The sequence below is a fragment of the Gudongella ferriphila genome, assembly GCF_046224405.1.
In the GTDB taxonomy this organism is placed as follows: Bacteria; Bacillota; Clostridia; order Tissierellales; family Tissierellaceae; genus Gudongella.
The window spans coordinates 1-21,763 of record NZ_JBJXRK010000006.1; the positions used below are offsets into that span (position 1 = coordinate 1).

Consider the following 21,763-nt stretch of genomic DNA (forward strand, 5'->3'; position numbering starts at 1 on the left):
CATTGCATATGAATGATATTTTACTGGTCAATAAAATCAATCACAAGGACTTCAGCGGTGAAAAGCAGAAGGTGTTTTTCCAGGTGGGAGAAATTCATCTGCCCAGGGTAGAAGGCAAGCTGATGGACCTCATAGGAGGCAGCAGACTGATTGACGAAAAGGACGTAATGTATAAGTACAATGGTTTTGAAGTGAATATCCTTACACAGTCCATACCGATTCTGGTAAAGCTGCTTGCAGAGAATAACATTCCAATTTATGGAGTATATGCAGTGTATAATCCGAAGCTATAAGGAGAATAAAATGTAATCATTACAAATAATTTAGTTTGTGATTATATTTGAGATAGATGGGTATTTATTAGAAGTGTAATCAATTAAAATTTGGAGGGATAACTATGAGTGAAAAATTACTAAAAGCGTTGAATGACCAGTACAACTTTGAGATGCTGTCAGGGTATTATTACCTTGCCATGGCTTCCTATTGTGAATCAGAAAACATGAAGGGTATGGCACATTTCCTGGTTGAACAGGCAAAAGAGGAATATGAGCATGCAATGAAGTTCTATGACTTCATAAATGATATGGACGGAAGGGTTAAAATGCAGGCAATACCTGAGCCAAAGAATGATTATAGCTCATTCCTGGAGGTGTTTGAAACTGCACTTGAGCATGAGAAGAAGGTAACAGGTAGAATCTATGATCTTTTAAAGCTTGCTGAAGAGGAAAAAAGCTATCCTACTGTTCAGTTCCTTCAGTGGTTTGTTTCTGAGCAGCTTGAAGAGGAAAACAGCATGAAGGACATCATCTTTAAGCTTGAGGGTGTACAGAAGCACTTCCACGGATTGATGATGGTGGACAGGGAGCTTGGCTCAAGATAAGTTAAAATGAAAGGCACGGGGAACCGTGTCTTTTTTTGTGTGGGATAGATATTTTCTTGACAAGAACATCCAAGTATTCTAATATATAAATATACGGATGCAGGAGGGGTTAAATGAAATTTGATAAGGTTATTTTGGAGGAAAAGGCATCTATACTTAAACTTATATCTCATCCAATAAGACTGTGTATACTTAGAGGTCTGTCTGAGGAAGGAGAAAAAAATGTCTCCTACATTCAGGGATGTCTTGATGTGCCTCAGTCTACCCTGTCACAGCATCTGGCAAAGCTTAGGCTTTCTGGAGTTGTGCAGGATGAGAGAAGGGGAACAGAGGTTTATTATTCCCTGGTGGATGAAGAGGTTAGAAGGATCGTAAACTTGTTATTTAAATCAGAGGAGGAGTAGAATTGGGTAAAAAGGTATTGATTGTCGGTGGAGTAGCCGGAGGAGCTACTGCATTGACACGACTTAGAAGATTGGATGAAAAGGCAGAAATCATAATGTTTGAAAGAGGGGAGTATATTTCCTTTGCAAACTGTGGACTACCCTACTATATAGGCGGGACCATAGAGGAAAGAGACGCTTTGATTGTAAATACACCTGAAGCTCTTATGGAAAAATACAATGTGGATATCAGGAACTTTTCTGAAGTTACTGACATAGACAGGGAATCGAAGGCCGTAAAGGTTAAGAACAGCAAAACTGGAGAAGAATACACTGAGAGCTATGACTACCTGATCCTGTCAACAGGATCCAGCCCAATTAAGCCTCCTATACCTGGAATAGATTCACCAAACATCTTCAGTCTGTGGAATATTCCAGATACTGATATGATAAAGAATTACGTTGACAAAGAAAAGCCAAAGAGAGCCATCGTTGTGGGTGGAGGATTCATAGGCCTTGAGATGGCTGAAAACCTACATGACCAAGGAATGGATGTGTCAGTTGTTGAGATGCAGGACCAGGTAATGGCTCCAATAGATTTTGAAATGGCTCAGATAGTACACGAGCACATGAAATCAAAAGGAGTACATCTTCACCTTAAGGATGGGGTAAGTACATTTGAATACAAGGATGGAGTGACTACTATCACCCTGCAATCAGGGGATAAGATTGAGGGAGACATCATTATCCTTTCAATTGGAATCAGACCCAACGGTGAGCTGGCAAAGGCTTCCGGACTTGAACAGAACCAGAGAGGCGGAATAATCGTAGACAAATACATGAAGACCTCAGACGACTCCATATATGCAATTGGTGATGTAATAGAGGTTGAGGACTATGTTAACAAGGTCCAGACAATGGTTCCACTGGCTGGACCTGCAAACAAGCAGGGTAGAATTGCAGCCAATAACATCCTTGGTGACATAAAAGAGGAGTATAAAGGTACTCAAGGTACAAGCATAGCTAAGATATTTGATCTTGATGTTGCTAGCACAGGCGTAAATGAAAAGACACTGATAAGAATGGGCAAGGAGTACAAGAAGGACTACGATATTGCCTTGATACACCAGAACTCACATGCAGGCTACTATCCTGGTGCGCTTCCAATGACCATGAAGCTGCTTTTCGATATGGAGGGCAAGGTTCTGGGTTCTCAGATTGTAGGTTATGATGGAGTTGACAAGAGAATTGACGTCCTGGCAACTGCAATTCGATTTGGTGGAAAGGTAGAAAACCTTATGGATCTTGAGCTTGCTTATGCACCCCCTTATGGGTCAGCAAAGGATCCGGTTAACATGATTGGCTTTGTAGCAGATAACATTATGAATGGAATGACTGAGCAGGTTCTTTGGAGAGAGCTAGACGACCTGGACAAGGACGAGTATACGCTTCTTGATATCAGGGAGGATGTTGAAATGGAACTTGGAACAATTGAGGGTTCAGTGCATATACCTCTAAATGAGCTCAGGGACAGATTGGACGAGTTGGATAAAAGCAGGACCTATGTTGCCTTCTGCGCAATTGGACTTAGAGGATACCTTGCTGAAAGGGCTCTTAAGGATAACGGTATTAAGGCCATGAATCTTGCAGGTGGCTTCAACACCTACAAGAACATGTATATGCAAAGTGAAACTACAATCAGCCAGGAGCCAAAGTCATTCAATGAATCAGGAGTGGTGGAAACAAATGTGGGAAAGCAGTAACCCCGGCAGGTGAATCCATTAAGCTTAATGCTTGTGGACTATCCTGTCCGGGGCCAATAATACAGGTGGCTGAAAAGATGAAGACCTTGACTGATGGTCAGGTACTTGAGGTATCGGCCACGGATCCCGGTTTTATAAGTGACATAAAGGCATGGTGTAACAATACCGGCAACACATTTATCTGTGATGAGAAGCAATCAAACAAATGGGTTGTGGAGATCCAAAAGGGAAGAGAATTCCAGCCTGCTGCCAAGGGTGAAGCGGCTCCAGCACCCTTAAGATCCAAAGAGAAGACCATGGTGGTATTTTCAGGAGACCTTGACAAGGCAATTGCATCCTTCATAATAGCAAACGGTGCAGCTGCAATGGGTAATGAAGTAACAATGTTCTTTACCTTCTGGGGACTTAATGTCCTTAGAAAGCATGAACCTGTAAGTGTCAAGAAGGACTTTATGGCAAGCATGTTCTCCAGGATGATGCCAAGGGGAAGCAAAAGGCTTGGCCTGTCAAAGATGAACATGGGTGGAATGGGTCCAAAGATGATCAGAAAGGTCATGGCTGACAAAAACATCTCATCCCTTGAAGACCTTATTAAGACAGGAATTGATTCAGGAATCAGAATCGTAGCCTGCCAGATGTCAATGGATGTAATGGGAATAACACAGGAAGAATTGATTGATGGCGTTGAAATTGGTGGAGTTGCAACATATCTTGACTCCGCTGATGATTCAAATGTAAATCTGTTTATCTAGAGTATGAGGGCAGTCCCAATTGGGACTGCCCTTTAAAATAACACAATGGGACCGGTTCTTTTTGTGTTATTTTTTAAAAATATACAAAGAAATACCAGGCGATGGAAGAAATCACAAGAAGGATATTCCATGTAGCATCCAGCTTTTGCGGGGTGCTTTTTTGATTTTTATTAGCAGGTTTTTGTTTCAAATTCCCACATGAGTGGGTTACTATAACGGATAATTGTGTTTTCTGAAATGAGAGGTATAAGATAGAAAAGGGGATATGTCCACAAGCTATATATTTTATTAACCATTTAAATATCCTCTGGGTTATCTGTGTAGTAGAGGGGTTACTAAAGTCAGGAGGATGTAATTATGAGAAAATGGTTTTTTACTTCAGAATCCGTTATGGAAGGACATCCTGATAAAATATGTGATCAAGTGGCGGATGGGATATTGGATGCAATCCTTGAGCAGGATCCTTTGAGTCGAGTGGCCTGTGATGTTTCAACCAGTACGGGATTGGTCATGATTTTTGGACAGATTACAACAAATGCAATAGTTGATATACCAGAAGTTGCACGAAAAATTATCCAGGATATTGGTTACACAGACACAGATTATGGATTTGATGGAGAGAAGTGCTCAGTGTTGACTGGAGTTGATAAGCAATCTTCAGATATTTCCATAGGAGTGGGGACATCCTTGGAGTAAAAGGAGGGTTCAAGAGACGAATTGGATATTCTAGGTGCTGGGGATCAGGGCTTGATGTTTGGATTCGCATGTAATGAAACTCCTGAATTGATGCCAATGCCAATTACATTGGCACAAAAGCTTGCCAAAAAACTTGCGGATGCCCGCAAAGAAAAGGAACTTCCCTACCTTAGACCTGATGGTAAAACCCAGGTTACAGTGGAGTATATGGACAACAAGCCCGTAAGAATTTCAGCTGTTGTAGTTGCCTGTCAGCATGATGAGTCAGTTTCCTATGAAGAGCTAAGACAGGATGTTATCGAAAAGGTAATAAAGAAAACTTTTAGTGAAGATATGCTTGATGAGGATACAAAGTATTTTGTGAACTCGACAGGCAGGTTTGTGGTAGGTGGACCTGAAGGTGACTCAGGACTGGCAGGCAAAAAGCTTATGGTGGATACCTATGGAGGTTATGCAAGGCACGGAGGTGGAGCCTTTTCAGGAAAGGATCCCACAAAAGTTGACCGGTCCGGATCATATGCGGCCAGATATGTCGCCAAGAATATTGTAGCGGCAGGTCTGGCGGACAAGTGCGAAATCCAGATATCCTATGCCATAGGGGTGGCTCGACCCCTGTCCTTGATGGTGGAAACATTTGGCACCGCCACAATTCCAGAAGAGAGAATAGAGGGCCTGATCTGGAAACACTTTGATTTGAGACCCGCAGCAATAATCAGGGATTTTGGACTTCGAAATCCGATTTATTTGCAGGTGGCATGCTATGGTCACTTTGGAAGACCTGATCTGAATTTGCCATGGGAGAAAACTGATAAAGCCAAAATCTTGAGAATGGAAGCTATGGGGAATTAGATACCATCCTGGTTATAATAAGTGGATTAATGGAGGTAGGGGATATGGTTAAAAATAACTTATTTGACGGAATTGTGGAGTCATATGAAAAGTGGTTTAAGCGAAATGACAAATTACTTGAGTCTGAACTGCATGCCATTAAGCAGATGCTTCCAACAAAAGGAAAAGGAATTGATATAGGGGTAGGCACAGGGATATTTGCGTCTAGATTGGAAATCATGGATGGAATCGAGCCTTCACCACAAATGGCTGCTGTGGCAAGGAGCAGAGGGGTAAATGTTATAGAGGGCAAGGCGGAAAGCCTGCCTTTAGAAGATGAATCCTACCAGTTTGCTACAATGATCACAGTAGACTGTTATCTAAGTGATGTTTCCAAGTCTTTTTCTGAAATCAGAAGAATTCTGGAAAAGGGTGGTGTATTTGTGGTCGCTTTTCTTGACCTCGCTACCCCATTGGGACAGTTTTATGAGGAAACAAAACACCTTCATGAGAGCTATAGGGATGCAAAATTTCATACTGGGGATGAGATGATTGGACTACTTGAGAATGCAGGGTTTTCAATTGTTGATAAAAAACTGACTATATTCAGCCTGGAGAACAAACTCCAAGAAGTAAAGGACGGAATCGGAGAAGGGATTTTTGCCATAATTAAGGCAAAAAAGCTGTAATTGGACGAATCCATATGAGTAAGACATTTTGGAACCTATGCCATTTCCTCCGAAACAACACAAAGGGACCGGTTCTTTTTGTGTTGTTTTTTAAAGTCCATCAAATATGTGATAAATACATAATTTTGGGTATACTAAGCAAGAAGCATTTTCGGCCAACTGAATATGGACTTAAAAAGGGAAATGCTGTATAATATAAATTGTAATGATTTCACTTTTAAAGGGTGAATCAATATTAACAAAGACAAAAAAGGAGGAATTTTAATGAATGCAATGACACAAGACAATCTGAGATCAGCATTTGGAGGAGAGAGCCAGGCACATATGAGATACAGAATATGGGCAGACAAGGCTAAGAAGGACGGATTTCCAACCGTAGCAAGACTTTTTATGGCAACATCAGACGCTGAACAGGTCCATGCAACGCTACACTTCAAAGCCCTAAGAGATGTTCATGGAGCTTTTTCAGTGGTTTCAGGTGGAGAGTTCGGACTGGGGTCAACATCACAGAACCTTGCAGGTGGAATTGAAGGTGAAATGCATGAAGTGACTCAGATGTATCCAGCTTACATACAGGTAGCAGAAATGCAGGGAGAAAAGGAAGCAATCAATGCAATGAGATATGCAGTTGCAGCTGAACAGGTTCATGCTGATTGCTATACCTATGCGAAGAAATTTGTGGATCACGGTAAAGACCTTGAAGCAGAGGTAATTGAGATGTGCCCAGTATGTGGTTATATAACCCTTACAGGCGAAGAGGACACATGTCCGATCTGCAACGCCAAAAAATCAGTATTTGTAGCCTACTAATAAGGACGCCTTCGGGCGTCCTATTATAATTCTAATATATAGGGAGTCAATGTTATGATAGTTGAAACACTATTACTGGCAATTTTATACGGCAAACTTAAGGGTGGAAAATTAAGTAACCTGTCAGAGATTTCAATAGATATGTGGGGATTCATTCCCGCAAGCTTTTTATTATCCTACACTTCTATCTATCTCATTACAAAAGGAAACAGTTTTTTACTGGACAATTTCGCATATATTCAGCTTGCCTCAAATTTTCTGCTACTGATGGTATTGTTCTACAACAGAAAAATCTGGCCCTACAACCTTGTGTCAGCAGGAATTATCCTCAACACATTACCAATGGCCCTTAATGGTGGCAGAATGCCCGTTAGTGAATGGGCCCTAAAGAAATCAGGACTTCTTCATGAGCTGGTGCTCATAGCTGATAACAGGATAGTGACACACACGATATTGTTGGAGGATACAAGCTTCAAGATTTTTTCTGACATTATTCCGTTAATCTATAAAGTCATCAGTATCGGGGATTTATTAATAGCTGCAGGTATATTTCTGATTATTCTAAAATATATGACTTCCTCTCAGCCGTTGCAGAGAAGATGATTTAGAGGTAAAATATAGACAAGGGCAAATAGGAGAGGTTTAAGCATGAAAAAATGGATCGGAATTTCAATGCTCATGGTTTTATTGGTAACAGTAATAATCGGCATGAGTATTCAGGGTAACATGGGTGCCGATGATTTTACCGAGGGGAGCGAGACCGGTGAAAACGTTACCATCGCCCCAGAACCTGATGAGGAGTCATTTGCGGACCCTCCTGGTGCAGAGCCTGAACAGGTGGAAGCGGTTGAGGTAAGTACATTGAAAATAGTCTCAGTTGGGGATTTGATGTTCCACATGCCTCAAATAAACGCTGCAAGAGGGTCTGATGGCTTATTTGATTTCAATCCTCCCTTCAAGTATGTATTTGAAAGAATACAGAATGCCGACCTTGCAATTGCTAATCTGGAAACAGTGATAGCGGGAGACCATAAGGGATTCAGTGGATTTCCAAGATTCAACAGTCCAGAAGCTGTCTTGGATGCAATAGCGGGAACCGGCTTTGATTTACTTGTAACATCTAATAACCACAGTCTTGATGGAGGCAAGGAAGGAATTATTAACATAATTGATGAGGTTACAGACCGGGGAATGGAATATATTGGTACAAGTAAGGACCTAAGAAGACCCTATGTTGTAATAGATAAAAACAACATTAAACTTGGAATACTATCCTACACCTATGGTCTAAATGGTCTAGACTCACTATTGACCCGGGAAGAAAGAGAAAATATGGTCAACCTTATTGACAGAGACCTTATCCGGGAGGATATCCTATCAGTTAAGGAGGAAGAGGTTGATCTGGTCATAGCATATATGCATTGGGGGAACGAGTACCATTCTAAGTCCTCCCAGGGGCAGAGAGAGCTTGCGGAGTTCTTGAATCATAATGGCGTTGACATAGTACTGGGAACACATCCACATGTGATCCAGGAGGTGGAGTACATCAGTTCAGAAACAAAAAAGACATTGGTGGTCTATTCCATGGGAAATTTCATTTCCAATCAGAGATACGATACAATGGGAGTCTCGGCAACTGAAGATGGAATGTTGGTAGAGATTGATGTGGTTAAGACCCTTCCAGATGGCCCTACATATTTAAGTAACGTTAAATTTGTCCCCAGTTGGATACAAAGAGTATGGCAGGGAAATGCATACAGCTACAGAATTTTGCCAGTTGAAGCGGCTATTGCGGGGGATATTGATCTGGAGCTTGACCCAGTGACAAGAGACAGACTGGAGAAGTCACTGTCCGACACCATCAATCGACTGCACAATTGATTATTTATGTTCAAATACATTGCTTTATAGGGTATAATGAATAGTAGAGACTAAACCAAAAAGGCGGGGTTTTATTGCAATTCCTAAGTGATTTATTTATGAACATCAGGATCAGAGATATTGTTGACATTTTAATAGTTGCAGTTGTGTTTTACAAGCTGTACACCCTCATAAGGGAGACCCGTGCCGAGCAGCTAATCAAGGGCATAGGGGTTCTTTTAGTGCTTACAGAGGTCAGTGAATGGCTTGAACTATATACCATAAACTGGATTCTAGGTAATGCCATGACAGTTGGGACACTTGCAATTCTAATAGTTTTTCAGCCTGAGCTTAGAAGAGGGCTGGAGTACATAGGCAGAAGCAGATTCTTTTCCAAATCCCTAATTGAGATTCGGGGAGAAAACATGTCCAGGGTTGTTGATGAAATAGTAGAGGCGACAGCCTCCCTCGCCAGACAGAAAATCGGTGCCCTGATTGTCCTGGAAAAACAAACGGGACTAAACGAGGTTGTTGAGACCGGAACAAAAATCGGTGGTACGGTAAGCAGTGACCTTCTTATCAATATTTTTATTCCAAATACGCCTTTACACGATGGAGCAGTTATAATAAAGGATGATATCATAAAGGCGGCGGCATGCTTTTTGCCACTTACCGACAGTTCTTCCGTAAGCAAGGAGCTTGGAACCAGACATAGGGCTGCATTGGGCATCTCAGAACGTTCTGACAGTATTTCAATTATTGTGTCCGAGGAAACAGGAGCTATTTCCATAGCGGAAAATGGAACAATATCAAGATATCTGGATGCAAAAACACTTAAGCAGATACTTTTGGAGATGTACAAGCCAAAGAGCAGCGACCAGACATTTATAACAAGATGGAGGAATAAAGATGAAGATGGGCAAAAGTGATGTAACAGCAAAAATTCTCACTCTTGTAATTGCAATATTCCTTTGGAGCTATGTTATGAGTGAGACTGATCCTGTGCAAACCCAGGAGTATAGGAATGTAACTGTAAGTTATACCAATACAGCTGCCTTGGATAGACATGGTCTTGTAATAATGGAGCCTGAGGAGATAAAGATTGATGTGAGGGTAAATGGGAAAAGATCTGATTTTAGCCAGTTCAGCTCATCCAAGATATATGCGCAGGTTGATCTGAGCGGTTACAGTGAAGGGCAGGTTAAGATTCCTGTTACTGTGGGACTATTGGACCAGGCCTCAGGAATAAGAGTAATAAACTACGAGCCCAAGGAAGTACTGTTTACTTTTGACAGAATCATAAGCAGGGAAATACCAGTGACAATTGCTTATCAAGGGACCCTACCTGAGAATTATGTCCGTGGAGATGCAGTATCCAGACCCCAGAGTATTTTGGTCAGTGGGCCCCGTACGTGGATAAATGAAGTTGAAATGGCTCAGGGAGTTATTGATTTGACCAACAAAACTGAGAACACGACAATATCCACACCTATCAAGATTCTCAATGACAACGGAGAAGAAGTAAGGGGGCTTGAGAAGGAACCAGGCTTTGTGGATGTGACACTTCCTGTTTACAGAACAGTGGAGCTTCCGGTGGAACTGGTAACAGTGAATGAGCTCCCCGACAACTATGCAATAACTGATATTCAAATTAGTCCGGAAACAGTGGCTGTAAAAGGTGATAACTCAATCACTCAGCTAACTGAATTAAGGACGGTTGAAATAGATATTAACTCCATGCTTGATAATGATAGCATCACGGTTGACCTGGACTTGCCGGAAGGAGTTACTCTGCTTAATCCTGACCAAGAGATAACAGTTAACTATCAAGTTAGAGAAGTTGTCACCACAACCCTGGAATTTTCTTTTGAAGACATTGAGCTTCGAAATCTTCAGGAAGGCTTGGTTGCTGATGCGTTGGCTCAAAACCTGACGTATACTCTGGAGCTTACAGGCTATGATGCTGAGATGGAAGAAATAACCCTCGAGGACATTAATCTCTATATTGACCTTGAAGGATTTGACCAGGGAGAGCATGAAGTTGAGATTCGCTGGGAGGAAATTCAAAACCTGTCTATCGGGAATGTTGAACCACCGATAGTTCAGATAAATATCACAGAAGAATAATATTCATATAACAAGGGGGATGCTATGGAAAGGAAATACGTATTGGCAATAAATCCGGGATCTACATCGACCAAGGTTTCCGTTTTTAACGGTCATAAGGAGTTCAGGACCAAGAAACTTGACCATGTGATGGAAGAGCTGAGCAGGTTCGAATCCATTGCTGATCAGTATGAGTACAGGCTGGATATAATACTGGATTGGCTTAGAGAAGAAGAAATCCCTTTGGAAGAACTTGAGTGTGTTGTAGGGAGAGGCGGTCTGCTAAAACCCATACCAAGCGGCACCTACAAGGTGACTGAAGAAATGGCCAAGGACCTTAAGATTGGGGTACAAGGGCAGCATGCGTCTAACCTTGGTGGGCTTCTGGCCAAGGGAATAGGAGAAAAGGAAGGAATACCTTCCTTCATAGTGGATCCGGTTGCTGTCGATGAATTTCATGATGTGGCGAGAATTTCAGGGTTGAAGGAAATTGAAAGAAGGTCCCTGGTCCATGCGCTTAACATAAAGGCGGTATGCCACAGGTATGCAACAGAAAACAATACAACTGTCGATAAGCTTAACCTAATTGTTGCACATCTAGGGGGTGGGATAACAGTTTCACCTATCTTACAGGGAAAAATTGTAGATGCCAATAATGCGAATCAGATGGGACCGTTTTCCCCTGAAAGGGCTGGAGGATTGCCTGTGGGTGATGTGGCCAGAATGTGTTTTTCAGGTGATTATTCGGAGCAGGATATGAAAAAGATGATACAGGGGAAAGGTGGATTGATGTCATACCTTGGGACTTTTGACGGTCGAGAGGTCATGAAAAGAATCGATTCAGGGGATGAATATGCAAAACTGATATACGATGCAATGGCATATCAGATAGGTAAGGAGATTGGGCTTTGCGGCCCGGTATTAAAAGGGGATATTCAAGGAATCATTCTTACTGGAGGCTTGGCATATTCGGAATACCTGGTTGACTATATCAAGGACATGGTTTCGTTTATGGCACCAGTTACGGTTTATCCAGGTGAGGATGAAATGGAAGCCCTGAACAAGGGTGCCAGAAGAGTGCTGGATGGAGAAGAAGGCTTTAAGATATATGAGGAAGAGGTGGAATAATGGCAAAGAATTTTGAAAGTTTATTCAAGCTTGCTCAGGAAAAGGGACCTAAGAAAATTGCAGTAGCTGTTGCACAGGATGAGGATGTACTTGGCGCAATCAAACTTGCCTATGAAAAGGGAATTGTTGAACCCATTCTGGTTGGGGACAGGGAGTTGATTGAGAAGTTGGCCAATGAAATGTCCTTTGACCTTTCAAATGTTGAAATAGTGGATGAGAAGGATGGAGTGGAGGCTACAAGAAAAGCCACTGCCTTGGTGAGCAGTGGAAAGGCTCAGGTTTTGATGAAGGGTCTGATTGACACATCCGTTATAATGAAGGCGGTTCTCGACAAGGAGATTGGGCTTAGGACAGACAGCGTAATAAGTCATGTTGCGGTATTTGATGTGCCAACCTATCACAAGGTCTTTATGGTTACTGATGCTGCAATGATAATAGCACCTGACCTGGACCAAAAGAAGAAAATAATTGAAAACGCAGTTAAGCTGGCCCACTCATTGGATATTCCTGAGCCAAAGGTTGCGGTTCTTGCAGCCAAGGAAAAGGTAAGTCCTAAGATGGAGGCTACTGTCCATGCAAAGGAACTTGCTGATATGAACAAGGCCGGAGAAATAACTGGATGTATAGTTGACGGGCCTTTCGCATTGGACAATGCAGTTAGCAAGGAATCAGCAAGAATAAAGGGCATAGACAGTGTGGTTGCAGGTGATGCTGATATTTTGCTTGCACCTGATATTGAGGCAGGAAATGTACTTTACAAGGCGCTGAGCTTTTTGGCAAATGCAAAATCTGCTGGTCTAATTGTGGGAACAAGCAAGCCGATTGTATTGACATCCAGAGCGGACAACGAGGAAGCTAAGCTTAACTCAATTGTTCTGGCAACTTTGATGGCATAACGGGAGGGATATATGGATAATTATAGATTACTTGTAATAAACCCTGGATCGACTTCCACAAAGATTGGGGTTTATGAGAATGAAAAACTTCTATTTGAGGAAACACTAAGGCATGATGTGGACGTGATTTCCAAATTCGATAAGATAATTGACCAGTTCCAATTTAGAATGGACATTATTATGGAGGCACTGGAGAAAAACAATATTGAGGTTGAAAGCCTTCACGCAGTTGTAGGTAGAGGGGGACTCCTTAAGCCAATTGAAGGAGGAACCTATGAAGTTAACGAAGAAATGCTCAAAGACCTCAAGGAATTCAAGAGAGGGGAGCATGCCTCCAACCTTGGAGCAATTCTTGCCTATGAGATTGCCAAAACCGGGAATGGAAGAGCATTTATTGTGGATCCCGTAGTTGTGGATGAGCTGCAGGATGTTGCAAGGATATCAGGCTTGAAGGAAATTGAGAGAATAAGCATACTTCACGCTTTAAACCAAAAGGCTGTGGCAAGGAGATATGCAAAGGAAAAGAATATGAAATATTCTGATCTGAATCTTATTGTTGCACACCTTGGTGGAGGTATTTCTGTAGGGGCCCACAGAAAGGGAAGGGTAGTGGATGTAGGAAATGCCCTTGACGGTGAAGGATCGTTCTCTCCGGAGAGAACTGGTGGACTTCCTGTAGGAGATCTTATAAAGCTTTGCTTTTCAGGTAAGTATACCTTGGAACAAGTGAAAAAAATGATTGTCGGGAACGGCGGGATTGTATCCTATCTGGGAACAAATGATGGCCGGGAGGTTGTTAGGAGAATTGAGGATGGCGATGAGTATGCAAAGCTTATTTACAGAGCCATGGCTTATCAGGTAGCTAAGGACATCGGTGCATGTGCAGCTGTTCTAAAGGGTGATGTGGACCAGATCCTTATTACAGGTGGTATAGCCTATGATGATATGTTTACTGGCTGGATCAAGGAAATGGTTGGTTATATAAGCGGTGTTACGGTTTATCCTGGAGAGGATGAGCTTGAGGCACTTGCTGAAGGTGGCTTGAGAGTACTTAGAAATGAGGAAGCTCCCAAGGTTTACAGTTAGGAGAATGGAATGGGACAAGACAAAAGGATCAGGATTATAATTGGACACTACGGCAGCGGAAAAACTGAATTTAGCGTAAACTATGCCGTCAAGCTGGCTCAGAAGGGTAAAAAGGTTGCCCTGGCTGATCTGGATGTGGTAAACCTTTACTTCAGAAGCAGAGAAAAGGCAGAAATCCTCGAAGATATGGGAATAAGGGTAATTGGCGGAGCCATAAAAGGCTCCGGCATGGATCTTCCAGCTATTTCAGGAGAGGTCCTTACACCTCTTCAGGACAAGTCATACGAAGCGATCCTGGATGTAGGCGGGAATCCACAAGGGGCAAGAACCCTTGGAAGGTACCACAGCTATTTCAATGACGGAGAGTATGACATGTTTTTTGTTCTCAATGCTAACAGGCCTGAAACACAGACCTTGGAGCAGGTTGAAGAGTATATCGTAAAAATACAGGATGTTGCCAGAGCAAAGGTTACAGGAATCATAAACAACACACATCTTCTAAAAAGTACTACATCTGAAGATGTTATTAGAGGCTATAATTTGGCCAGGGAGGTTTCGAAAAAAACCGGCTTGCCAATTAAGTATAATGTATGTCTCGAGACTTTGGTGGATGAGCTGCCTGAGGAACTTGGAGACAACGTTTTCCCAATAAAGCTTTACATGAGGGAAGAGTGGATGCTATAAAAAAGGAGGATCAGAGATATGGCTAAGGTAAAAGGCAGAACAACATTTGAGGAGGACCTGTGCAAGGGTTGTGGGCTTTGTGTAACGGTTTGTCCTGTAAACATCATTTCGCAAGATAATTCCAGAATCAATAAGAAAGGGTATCACCCAGCAGCTATAGAAGATGAAGATATGGACAAATGTATTGCATGTACAAATTGCGCTACAATATGTCCAGATGTGGTTATTACTGTAGAGAGATTATAAAGGAGGGGTTACATATGACAAAAGTTCTCATGAAAGGGAATGAAGCAGTAGGAGCAGCTGCCATTGCAGCAGGATGCCATTATTTCTTTGGTTATCCGATCACTCCTCAAAGTGAAGTCCCTGAATATATGTCAAGAGAGTTACCAAAGGTTGGAGGAGCCTATGTACAGGCTGAGTCAGAAGTTGCTGCAATAAACATGGTATACGGTGCAGCAGGTTCAGGAGCAAGGGTCATGACATCATCATCAAGTCCTGGAATTGCACTTAAGCAGGAAGGAATTTCATACTGTGCGGGAGCTGAGCTTCCATGCGTAATAGTAGATATGATGAGAGGCGGACCAGGACTTGGAACCATTCAACCAGCTCAAAGTGACTATTTCCTTGCAACCAGAGGCGGAGGAAACGGAGACTACAGACTGATTGTACTTGCACCGGCAGATGTACAGGAACTGGTGGACCTTGTAATGGAGGGCTTTGACCTTGCAGACCTATACAGAACTCCTGTAATGATCCTTGGAGACGGTATGATTGGCCAGATGATGGAGCCTGTTGAATTCAGATATCAGGCTAGAACCGACCTTCCTGAGAAGGACTGGGCAACTAGAGGAAAAGGCAAGGGCAAGCAAAGAAACGTAATCAACTCACTTTACCTTCAAGCTGAGGAGCTTGAAAAGCACAACCATCACCTTCAGGCGAAATACGCCAAGATCAGGGAGAATGAGAAGAAGGTTGAAGAGTATAATATAGAGGGTGCAGATATAGTAATAACAGCATATGGTACCACATCACGTATTGCAAAAACAGCCATAGCTAAGCTTGAGAAAGAAGGCTACAAGGTTGGAATGATAAGACCTATCAGTCTTTATCCATTCCCAAATGAGGCATATGAGAAGATTGGAGACGACTGTAAAGGAGTACTTACAGTTGAGATGAGTACAGGTCAGATGATTGACGATGTTAAGCTTTCACTGCAGGGAAGAATTCCAACATACTTCCATGGACGTTCAGGTGGTATGGTTCCTGAGCCTGAGGAAATTGTTGAGAAGGTTAAGGAAATTCTTGGAGGTGATAAATAATGGCAATTGTATTTGAGAAAACAAAAGGATTAACTGACAAGCCTACCCATTATTGTCCAGGCTGTACACATGGAATAATTCACAGACTTGTTGCCGAGGTAATGGAGGAGATGGATCTTCTGGACGAAGCCATTGGTGTTGCACCTGTAGGCTGTTCAGTATTGGCATACGACTATTTCAATGTAGATATGCACGAGGCGGCTCACGGTAGAGCGCCAGCAGTTGCTACCGGTATCAAAAGGGTTCATCCTAAGAATTTTGTCTTCACATATCAGGGAGACGGTGACCTTGCCTCAATCGGTACTGCAGAAATTGTCCATGCTGCCCATAGAGGAGAGAGGTTCACAACTATTTTCGTGAACAATGCAATATACGGGATGACTGGCGGACAAATGGCTCCTACTACATTGATAGGACAAAAAACAACAACATCCCCTTATGGTAGAGAAGAAGCTACAACAGGTAAGCCAATCAAGATGTCAGAGATGTTGGCAACAATCGATGGTGCCAAGTTTGTGGAGAGGGTTGCAGTGAACACACCTGCCAACATAAGAAAAGCAAAAAAGGCTATCAGGGAAGCATTCAAGGTTCAGCTTGAAGGGAAGGGATTCGGTATTGTTGAGATTCTTTCAACCTGTCCGACAAACTGGGGTCTTACACCTGTGGAAGCAATGAAATGGTTGGAGAAGGATATGATTCCTTACTATCCATTGGGTAACTTCAAAAAGCCAGAGGAGGTAGAATAGAGATGAATGAAAGATTAATTATCGCCGGATTTGGTGGACAGGGTGTAATGGCAATGGGACAACTATTGACATATTCTGGAATGATAGAGGGTAAAAATGTATCATGGCTACCATCATACGGTCCTGAGATGCGTGGAGGTACTGCAAACTGTAATGTTACAATATCCTCAGATCCAGTGGGATCACCTGTAGTAATTGAGGCAACAACTGCCGTTGTACTTAACCTTCCATCACTTGACAAGTTTGAAGACAGTGTGGTACCAGGTGGAAACCTTATGATCAACTCATCTCTAATAGAGAAAAAGGCTGAAAGGGATGACATAAATGTTTACTATATACCAGCCAATGAAATAGCAAATGAAATAGGCAATGCCAGAATTGCAAACATGGTTATGCTTGGAGCATATATTGAGATAACTGGAGCAATCAAGATTGAATCAGTATATGAAGCATTTGGAAAGGTATTTGGAGAAACAAAGGCTCACCTCCTTCCAATTAACAAGGATGCCCTTAAGAGAGGGGCAGAGGTAGTAAGAGAGCAGATGAAGGTAAACGCATAGAATAAAAAAGCCAGACCGACAGGTCTGGCTTTTGCTAGCTTTGATGAAATATTTCCCTATAGTCATTATCTCGTATTTCGTATACCTTTTCAACCTCGTTGTCAGTAAGTATAAGTATATCACCATCATGGCTGACTCTAGCTCCTATTCCACAGTTGGAGCTCAATGCTCTTGGTACAGGCATCAACTTGCAGGAAACATTCAACCCTTTAAGTTTTCTCTGAAACTTTATTGCTCCTGAATGGGTAAAGAAAAGGACCATATAGCTTTTCATGCTATTTTCTACCCATGATCAAAATATCATCATCTTGATTCTGAAATTCCAAAAAGAAGCCTTCATGGCTCAAATATCTTTCTATATTGCCCTTGGCTGTCTCATTGTCCACTAGTATCTGAACAATATCTGGACTTTTTTTAAGAGCGTTTTTAGTCATGAGCACAGGCTGTGGACAGGACATTCCTCTTGCATCAATTATATTCATTTATTCTCCTCCTTTATGCTTCTGCGCGTTTTGTTGCAAACTCGGAATTGGCTGCTGATATTATCGCAACCAATACAAGGCTTATCATTACGGCTATCTGTCCATTCACAGTAGGTCCGGCACCGCTTGAAGCCAAGCCAAAATTATGGGCGATGGCTGCTCCAGCCACCATCCCGATTACACTGACAGCTGAATCGGTATTACCTTCACCTGCAAGGATAAGCTGTCTCATGGGACATCCTCCAAGAAGAACTGAACCCCATCCCGCCAGCAGCATCCCCATAAAATTCCACAAACCATCGCTATGGGCAATAGGCTGGTCTACAAATCCCAAATTGAAATAACCCATAAATACATTACCTGCAAAGGCAAAAATTAGAATTGCAACAAATCCAGAAATAAGATGGGAATCCCTAAAGAGGATCATATCTCTAATTCCGCCTACCATACATAGTCTGGTCCTTTGGGCAAGCCATCCAACAATCAACCCTGCACCAAGGGAAATCCAGATAGGTGCATGCATGGAGCCGGGACCTTCATTGCTGAAAAACAGAAAACCTGCGCCGGAAATCAAGAGAATAAGCAATCCGATATTTATGCCTGGAAATATGTACCCTTCAATTGAAGGCATTTTGTAGCTTCTTTTCAAGCTGAAGCCCTTATTCAAAAACAATACTCCAAAGTATATTCCTACAGCATATCCTCCGATGCCAAGCAGTGCGTTAAGATCCCCTCCTGCAAGCCTCAGTACCATTCTAAGGGGACAGCCTAAAAACATCAAGGCCCCAATCATGACCACAGCACCAAGTACAAATCTAGTGAAGGGTGAAGAACCTCCATTTGTTTTAAATTCCTTGTTCTTGATGGACACTATAAATGCACCTAGGACCAGACCTATAACCTCAGGTCTTATGTACTGAACAACTCCTGCACGGTGCAAGCCTATGCCACCTGCTATGTCTCTAAGAAAACATGCAATGCAAAATCCCATATTTGTCGGATTTCCAAAATACACAAGCAGTACGGAGAGTATTCCAACCACCGCCCCGGCAAAGATAATACTTCTTTTTTCTTTCATTTCAATCCCCCTATTCCTATGTAATGATGACATATATTCGTTATGATTATAACAATACCTGAGAAATAAGTTAAATTGAATTTATTAATGGAAAATATTTATCTATTAGAAAATTTAATACCAATTGAAATAAAAGTAAAAAGGGAGTAGCATCAAATTAACAATTAGTGGAGGATGGTATCTATGAAAAGGGTGTATCTTGATAATGGAGCTACTAGTTTTCCCAAGGCTCCAGGGGTTGCAGAGTCTATGATGGATTACATAATGAATAACGGTGCAAATGTAGGGAGAGGAATTTATGAAAGTTCATTTCAAGCAGAAAACATTGTCTATGAAACAAGGGAAAAGCTGGCAAAAATGTTTCACTTCCATGAGCCAGCCAATGTGGTATTCACGAAAAACATAACAGAAAGTCTAAACATAGTTCTAAAGGGATTACTGACGAAAAATGATCATGTAATAGTTTCTTCCATGGAACACAATGCAGTTATGAGGCCATTGAACTCTCTGGGTAAGAAGGGTGTTTCATTTTCAAGAATACAATGTAATCAAGTAGGTGAGCTAAACCCTCAGGATATTCTAAGACAAGTCAATGGCAATACAAGAGCAGTTGTTATGACCCATGCGTCCAATGTTTGCGGGACCATACTGAATCTGGAGGAAGTGGGGAAAATATGTAAGGATAAAGGCCTGATGTTTATAGTGGATGCAGCACAAACAGCTGGATTTATGGATGTTGATTTCAAGAGGCTAAATGCTGATGTAATTGCCTTTACCGGACACAAGAGTCTACTTGGTCCACAAGGTATGGGAGGATTTTTAATCAGCGATGACCTTGCAAAGGTAATAGAGACATTCATAGAGGGTGGCACCGGCAGTCTTTCTGATAAGGAGATACAACCTGAATATATGCCAGATAAGCTTGAGGCTGGTACACAAAACATTCCTGGAATTTATGGGCTCAATGCTGCTTTGGAGTATCTTGAAAAGAGAGGTATCGAAAACCTCAGAAGTATTGAAATGAATTTGGTCCAGGAATTCTTGGATGGATTGAGGAAAATCAATGGAATAGAAGTAATTGGGAAAAAGTCTGTTAATGACCGTACAGGTGTGGTTTCAATAGATGTACCTGGAAAGGACAATGCAGATATATCCTTTAGGCTTAATGATGAGTATGGTATTTCAACTAGATGCGGGATGCACTGCGCCCCCTCAGCTCATGAGACACTGGGGACCTTCCCAAGGGGAACAGTACGATTCAGCTTCTCCCACTTCAATACCCTGGAAGAGGTGGAATACACCCTGGAGGCAATCAAGAAACTAACCTAATGAAAAGCCAGACCGTCAGGTCTGGCTTTTCATATCATATCAGCGCAGCTTCAAATTCATCCATAAGCGCATCTACTGTTGTTATTTTGTCTACAAGATAGCCTCTTTTCCCTATGAAAACCAACCCGTTGTCCACATCTCCCTGAACGGCCCTCACAAGGGCGCTGGTGATGCAATAGGGCGTAGTGGCTGGATTACAGGCACTTAGGCAATTATAGCACTTGGTAATCTTTTCCCTCTCAAGGGAGACCTTTTCAATAAAGGGTGTCATTATAGCCTGTCCAGGCATTCCTACAGGACTGACTATATAATCGATGGACGCCTCATCTGCATTTACATAGGCCATCTTGTAATCATTATGGGCATCACATTCCTCTGTTGCAACAAACCTTGTTCCCATCTGAACTCCATCTGCTCCAAGATCGAGGAATTTTTTTATGTCCTCGCTGTTGTATATCCCACCTGCTACCACAATCTGGGCTGTTTTCCCGGCCTTTTCCTCAAAGGGTCTGATGGCATTCTTAACCTCGGTGAAAATATCCTCAAGCTTTGGAATTGGACCAGCTGAAAGAACTTCCTTGCTGAATCCAAGATGACCTCCCGCCAGGGGACCTTCGATTATTATAAGCTCAGGGAAATAGTTATGACGTTTTATCCATAACTTGGTAATTACTGCAGCAGCCTTACCTGAGGAGACTATTGGAGCAATTTTTGTCTTGCTTCCCTTAACCAGTCCCGGTAGGTCATTTGGCAAACCTGCTCCAGAAATTATCAAATCAATTTTTTCTTCAACTGCAGCCTTAACTGTATCTGCATAATTCTCTATGGCAACCATTAGGTTAACTCCAAGGATACCTAGGGGACTCTTTTCCCTTGCGGTTCTTATTTCCTTTCTTAAGGCCCTAATATTTGCTTCCTTGGTGTTTGTCATGAAATCAGGTTCCCTAAATCCAATCTGAACTCCAGATATGACACCAATTCCGCCTCTGTTGGCAACGGCTGAGGCAAGCCCTGAAAGAGATACTCCTACACCCATACCACCTTGGATAATTGGCAGTTGTGTTATTTTTTCTCCGATTTGCAATTGTTTCATTAACACACCTTCTCTCTATTTATCTATGGCAAATAGGAATTCACCTTCAGCGGCAACCTCGCCATTAACATAGGCTACGCCCTGGCCAATTCCTATTGAAACTCTAAGCTTAGTAATTTCAACATCCATCTTCAGCACGTCTCCGGGCTTAACCTTCCTCTTGAACCTAAACTTGTTTATCCCTGCAAAGTAGGGAGTCTTTCCCTTAAAGTCATCTCTGGCCAAGAGGATAATTGCCCCCACTTGAGCCATTGTCTCAATGATTATGACACCTGGCATCACAGGGTTTCCAGGAAAATGACCCTGAAAAAAAGGTTCGTTGATCGTAACCATCTTATAACCGGTTCCGGTTTTACCTTCCTCGGTTACATCGATCCTATCCACAAAAAGAAAAGGCTGTCTGTGAGGAATAAGCTCCATAATATGGTTGATATCATAGGATTTCAATCTTGTACACCTCCTTTTGATTTAATAGCAAGAAAATAAAATATTGATTAAATCATCATTTTGTACTATACTGTTCTTAAGTTTGCATGTGCCTATATTCAATAATAATTTAAAAACGAAAAATTTGCAAACTTTTAATCCCCCT

General features: G+C 42.1%; 25 protein-coding genes and 1 pseudogene. 21 read left to right on the forward strand and 5 right to left on the reverse strand.

Features of this window, described 5'->3' with window-relative positions; all coding sequences use genetic code 11:
* The 20 genes and pseudogenes from ACKVDP_RS05475 to ACKVDP_RS05570 form a co-directional block, all read left to right on the forward strand.
* The coding region (locus ACKVDP_RS05475) for a hypothetical protein (RefSeq protein ID WP_409227807.1) at nucleotides 1–293 on the forward strand (293 nt) is incomplete at its 5' end.
* A 104-nt stretch (nucleotides 294–397) separates the two neighbouring features.
* On the forward strand, nucleotides 398–880 hold the full coding sequence (locus ACKVDP_RS05480; protein ID WP_409227808.1) for a ferritin: 483 nt from the start codon (nucleotides 398–400) through the stop codon (nucleotides 878–880).
* Between the two features lie 113 nt (nucleotides 881–993).
* On the forward strand, nucleotides 994–1,284 hold the full coding sequence (locus ACKVDP_RS05485; RefSeq protein WP_409227809.1) for an ArsR/SmtB family transcription factor: 291 nt from the start codon (nucleotides 994–996) through the stop codon (nucleotides 1,282–1,284).
* Between the two features lie 2 nt (nucleotides 1,285–1,286).
* Entirely contained in the window at nucleotides 1,287–3,026 is a 1,740-nt protein-coding gene (locus tag ACKVDP_RS05490) for an FAD-dependent oxidoreductase (RefSeq protein ID WP_409227810.1), read from the forward strand.
* A gap of 77 nt (nucleotides 3,027–3,103) precedes the next feature.
* A complete protein-coding gene (locus tag ACKVDP_RS05495) occupies nucleotides 3,104–3,778 on the forward strand; it encodes a DsrE/DsrF/DrsH-like family protein (protein WP_409227811.1) in 675 nt (224 codons plus the stop codon).
* Between the two features lie 357 nt (nucleotides 3,779–4,135).
* A pseudogene (metK, locus tag ACKVDP_RS05500) lies at nucleotides 4,136–5,323 on the forward strand (methionine adenosyltransferase).
* A 44-nt stretch (nucleotides 5,324–5,367) separates the two neighbouring features.
* A complete protein-coding gene (locus tag ACKVDP_RS05505) occupies nucleotides 5,368–5,991 on the forward strand; it encodes a class I SAM-dependent methyltransferase (protein WP_409227812.1) in 624 nt (207 codons plus the stop codon).
* Between the two features lie 264 nt (nucleotides 5,992–6,255).
* The gene (locus ACKVDP_RS05510) at nucleotides 6,256–6,801 is read left to right on the forward strand and encodes a rubrerythrin family protein (RefSeq protein WP_409227813.1); all 546 of its coding nucleotides are present in this window, start codon (nucleotides 6,256–6,258) and stop codon (nucleotides 6,799–6,801) included.
* Between the two features lie 54 nt (nucleotides 6,802–6,855).
* Entirely contained in the window at nucleotides 6,856–7,404 is a 549-nt protein-coding gene (locus tag ACKVDP_RS05515) for a DUF5317 domain-containing protein (protein WP_409227814.1), read from the forward strand.
* 45 nt (nucleotides 7,405–7,449) lie between these two features.
* Nucleotides 7,450–8,682 (forward strand): CapA family protein, encoded by a 1,233-nt coding sequence (locus ACKVDP_RS05520; protein ID WP_409227815.1) that lies wholly within the window; start codon nucleotides 7,450–7,452, stop codon nucleotides 8,680–8,682.
* Nucleotides 8,683–8,780: 98 nt separating this feature from the next.
* A complete protein-coding gene (gene cdaA, locus ACKVDP_RS05525) occupies nucleotides 8,781–9,590 on the forward strand; it encodes a diadenylate cyclase CdaA (protein ID WP_409227816.1) in 810 nt (269 codons plus the stop codon).
* Nucleotides 9,571–10,788 (forward strand): CdaR family protein, encoded by a 1,218-nt coding sequence (locus ACKVDP_RS05530; RefSeq protein ID WP_409227817.1) that lies wholly within the window; start codon nucleotides 9,571–9,573, stop codon nucleotides 10,786–10,788. The genes cdaA and ACKVDP_RS05530 overlap by 20 nt, the downstream gene beginning before the upstream one ends.
* A gap of 24 nt (nucleotides 10,789–10,812) precedes the next feature.
* Nucleotides 10,813–11,895 carry a butyrate kinase gene (buk, locus tag ACKVDP_RS05535; protein ID WP_409227818.1) on the forward strand — a complete coding sequence of 361 codons (1,083 nt, stop codon included), beginning with the start codon at nucleotides 10,813–10,815 and terminating at the stop codon, nucleotides 11,893–11,895.
* Nucleotides 11,895–12,791, forward strand: coding sequence for a phosphate butyryltransferase (locus ACKVDP_RS05540; RefSeq protein WP_409227819.1), 897 nt, complete (start codon nucleotides 11,895–11,897; stop codon nucleotides 12,789–12,791). The genes buk (ACKVDP_RS05535) and ACKVDP_RS05540 overlap by 1 nt, the downstream gene beginning before the upstream one ends.
* A 12-nt stretch (nucleotides 12,792–12,803) precedes the next feature.
* Entirely contained in the window at nucleotides 12,804–13,877 is a 1,074-nt protein-coding gene (gene buk / locus ACKVDP_RS05545; protein WP_409227820.1) for a butyrate kinase, read from the forward strand.
* A gap of 9 nt (nucleotides 13,878–13,886) precedes the next feature.
* Nucleotides 13,887–14,561 carry a nucleotide-binding protein gene (locus ACKVDP_RS05550; protein WP_409227821.1) on the forward strand — a complete coding sequence of 225 codons (675 nt, stop codon included), beginning with the start codon at nucleotides 13,887–13,889 and terminating at the stop codon, nucleotides 14,559–14,561.
* 18 nt (nucleotides 14,562–14,579) lie between these two features.
* Nucleotides 14,580–14,807 carry a 4Fe-4S binding protein gene (locus ACKVDP_RS05555; protein WP_409227822.1) on the forward strand — a complete coding sequence of 76 codons (228 nt, stop codon included), beginning with the start codon at nucleotides 14,580–14,582 and terminating at the stop codon, nucleotides 14,805–14,807.
* Between the two features lie 14 nt (nucleotides 14,808–14,821).
* Nucleotides 14,822–15,883, forward strand: coding sequence for a 3-methyl-2-oxobutanoate dehydrogenase subunit VorB (locus tag ACKVDP_RS05560; protein WP_409227823.1), 1,062 nt, complete (start codon nucleotides 14,822–14,824; stop codon nucleotides 15,881–15,883).
* Nucleotides 15,883–16,629, forward strand: a complete 747-nt coding sequence (locus ACKVDP_RS05565) for a thiamine pyrophosphate-dependent enzyme (protein WP_409227824.1) — start codon at nucleotides 15,883–15,885, stop codon at nucleotides 16,627–16,629. Before ACKVDP_RS05560 ends, ACKVDP_RS05565 begins: the two co-directional genes overlap by 1 nt.
* Before the next feature lie 2 nt (nucleotides 16,630–16,631).
* A complete protein-coding gene (locus tag ACKVDP_RS05570) occupies nucleotides 16,632–17,189 on the forward strand; it encodes a 2-oxoacid:acceptor oxidoreductase family protein (protein WP_409227825.1) in 558 nt (185 codons plus the stop codon).
* Between the two features lie 34 nt (nucleotides 17,190–17,223).
* Here ACKVDP_RS05570 and ACKVDP_RS05575 read toward each other — a convergent pair whose 3' ends face one another.
* The 3 genes from ACKVDP_RS05575 to yedE are packed head-to-tail and all read right to left on the reverse strand — an operon-like array spanning nucleotide 17,224 to nucleotide 18,749.
* Nucleotides 17,224–17,463 (reverse strand): DUF3343 domain-containing protein, encoded by a 240-nt coding sequence (locus ACKVDP_RS05575; protein ID WP_409227826.1) that lies wholly within the window; start codon nucleotides 17,461–17,463, stop codon nucleotides 17,224–17,226.
* Nucleotide 17,464: 1 nt separating this feature from the next.
* Nucleotides 17,465–17,671: a sulfurtransferase TusA family protein gene (locus ACKVDP_RS05580; RefSeq protein ID WP_409227827.1), complete on the reverse strand. Its 207-nt coding sequence runs from the start codon at nucleotides 17,669–17,671 to the stop codon at nucleotides 17,465–17,467.
* Between the two features lie 13 nt (nucleotides 17,672–17,684).
* Nucleotides 17,685–18,749, reverse strand: a complete 1,065-nt coding sequence (yedE, locus tag ACKVDP_RS05585) for a YedE family putative selenium transporter (protein WP_409227828.1) — start codon at nucleotides 18,747–18,749, stop codon at nucleotides 17,685–17,687.
* Nucleotides 18,750–18,932: 183 nt separating this feature from the next.
* Between yedE and ACKVDP_RS05590 the strand changes: the two genes are divergently transcribed.
* On the forward strand, nucleotides 18,933–20,078 hold the full coding sequence (locus tag ACKVDP_RS05590; RefSeq protein WP_409227829.1) for an aminotransferase class V-fold PLP-dependent enzyme: 1,146 nt from the start codon (nucleotides 18,933–18,935) through the stop codon (nucleotides 20,076–20,078).
* A gap of 34 nt (nucleotides 20,079–20,112) precedes the next feature.
* Here ACKVDP_RS05590 and ACKVDP_RS05595 read toward each other — a convergent pair whose 3' ends face one another.
* Both ACKVDP_RS05595 and fabZ read right to left on the reverse strand, forming a co-directional pair.
* Nucleotides 20,113–21,171 carry an NAD(P)H-dependent flavin oxidoreductase gene (locus ACKVDP_RS05595; protein ID WP_409227830.1) on the reverse strand — a complete coding sequence of 353 codons (1,059 nt, stop codon included), beginning with the start codon at nucleotides 21,169–21,171 and terminating at the stop codon, nucleotides 20,113–20,115.
* Between the two features lie 15 nt (nucleotides 21,172–21,186).
* Nucleotides 21,187–21,618, reverse strand: a complete 432-nt coding sequence (gene fabZ, locus ACKVDP_RS05600) for a 3-hydroxyacyl-ACP dehydratase FabZ (protein ID WP_409227831.1) — start codon at nucleotides 21,616–21,618, stop codon at nucleotides 21,187–21,189.
* Between the last annotated feature and the right edge of the window lie 145 nt (nucleotides 21,619–21,763).

Excerpts from the sequence above, each read along its gene's own strand:
- ACKVDP_RS05480 (WP_409227808.1), top strand. The coding sequence starts at position 398 with ATGAGTGAAAAATTACTAAAAGCGTTGAATGACCAGTACAACTTTGAG.
- ACKVDP_RS05485 (WP_409227809.1), top strand. The coding sequence starts at position 994 with ATGAAATTTGATAAGGTTATTTTGGAGGAAAAGGCATCTATACTTAAA.
- ACKVDP_RS05495 (WP_409227811.1), top strand. The coding sequence starts at position 3,104 with ATGAAGACCTTGACTGATGGTCAGGTACTTGAGGTATCGGCCACGGAT.
- ACKVDP_RS05505 (WP_409227812.1), top strand. The coding sequence starts at position 5,368 with ATGGTTAAAAATAACTTATTTGACGGAATTGTGGAGTCATATGAAAAG.
- ACKVDP_RS05510 (WP_409227813.1), top strand. The coding sequence starts at position 6,256 with ATGAATGCAATGACACAAGACAATCTGAGATCAGCATTTGGAGGAGAG.
- ACKVDP_RS05515 (WP_409227814.1), top strand. The coding sequence starts at position 6,856 with ATGATAGTTGAAACACTATTACTGGCAATTTTATACGGCAAACTTAAG.
- ACKVDP_RS05520 (WP_409227815.1), top strand. The coding sequence starts at position 7,450 with ATGAAAAAATGGATCGGAATTTCAATGCTCATGGTTTTATTGGTAACA.
- cdaA (WP_409227816.1), top strand. The coding sequence starts at position 8,781 with ATGAACATCAGGATCAGAGATATTGTTGACATTTTAATAGTTGCAGTT.
- ACKVDP_RS05530 (WP_409227817.1), top strand. The coding sequence starts at position 9,571 with ATGAAGATGGGCAAAAGTGATGTAACAGCAAAAATTCTCACTCTTGTA.
- buk (WP_409227818.1), top strand. The coding sequence starts at position 10,813 with ATGGAAAGGAAATACGTATTGGCAATAAATCCGGGATCTACATCGACC.
- ACKVDP_RS05540 (WP_409227819.1), top strand. The coding sequence starts at position 11,895 with ATGGCAAAGAATTTTGAAAGTTTATTCAAGCTTGCTCAGGAAAAGGGA.
- buk (WP_409227820.1), top strand. The coding sequence starts at position 12,804 with ATGGATAATTATAGATTACTTGTAATAAACCCTGGATCGACTTCCACA.
- ACKVDP_RS05550 (WP_409227821.1), top strand. The coding sequence starts at position 13,887 with ATGGGACAAGACAAAAGGATCAGGATTATAATTGGACACTACGGCAGC.
- ACKVDP_RS05555 (WP_409227822.1), top strand. The coding sequence starts at position 14,580 with ATGGCTAAGGTAAAAGGCAGAACAACATTTGAGGAGGACCTGTGCAAG.
- ACKVDP_RS05560 (WP_409227823.1), top strand. The coding sequence starts at position 14,822 with ATGACAAAAGTTCTCATGAAAGGGAATGAAGCAGTAGGAGCAGCTGCC.
- ACKVDP_RS05565 (WP_409227824.1), top strand. The coding sequence starts at position 15,883 with ATGGCAATTGTATTTGAGAAAACAAAAGGATTAACTGACAAGCCTACC.
- ACKVDP_RS05570 (WP_409227825.1), top strand. The coding sequence starts at position 16,632 with ATGAATGAAAGATTAATTATCGCCGGATTTGGTGGACAGGGTGTAATG.
- ACKVDP_RS05575 (WP_409227826.1), bottom strand. The coding sequence starts at position 17,463 with ATGAAAAGCTATATGGTCCTTTTCTTTACCCATTCAGGAGCAATAAAG.
- ACKVDP_RS05580 (WP_409227827.1), bottom strand. The coding sequence starts at position 17,671 with ATGAATATAATTGATGCAAGAGGAATGTCCTGTCCACAGCCTGTGCTC.
- yedE (WP_409227828.1), bottom strand. The coding sequence starts at position 18,749 with ATGAAAGAAAAAAGAAGTATTATCTTTGCCGGGGCGGTGGTTGGAATA.
- ACKVDP_RS05590 (WP_409227829.1), top strand. The coding sequence starts at position 18,933 with ATGAAAAGGGTGTATCTTGATAATGGAGCTACTAGTTTTCCCAAGGCT.
- ACKVDP_RS05595 (WP_409227830.1), bottom strand. The coding sequence starts at position 21,171 with ATGAAACAATTGCAAATCGGAGAAAAAATAACACAACTGCCAATTATC.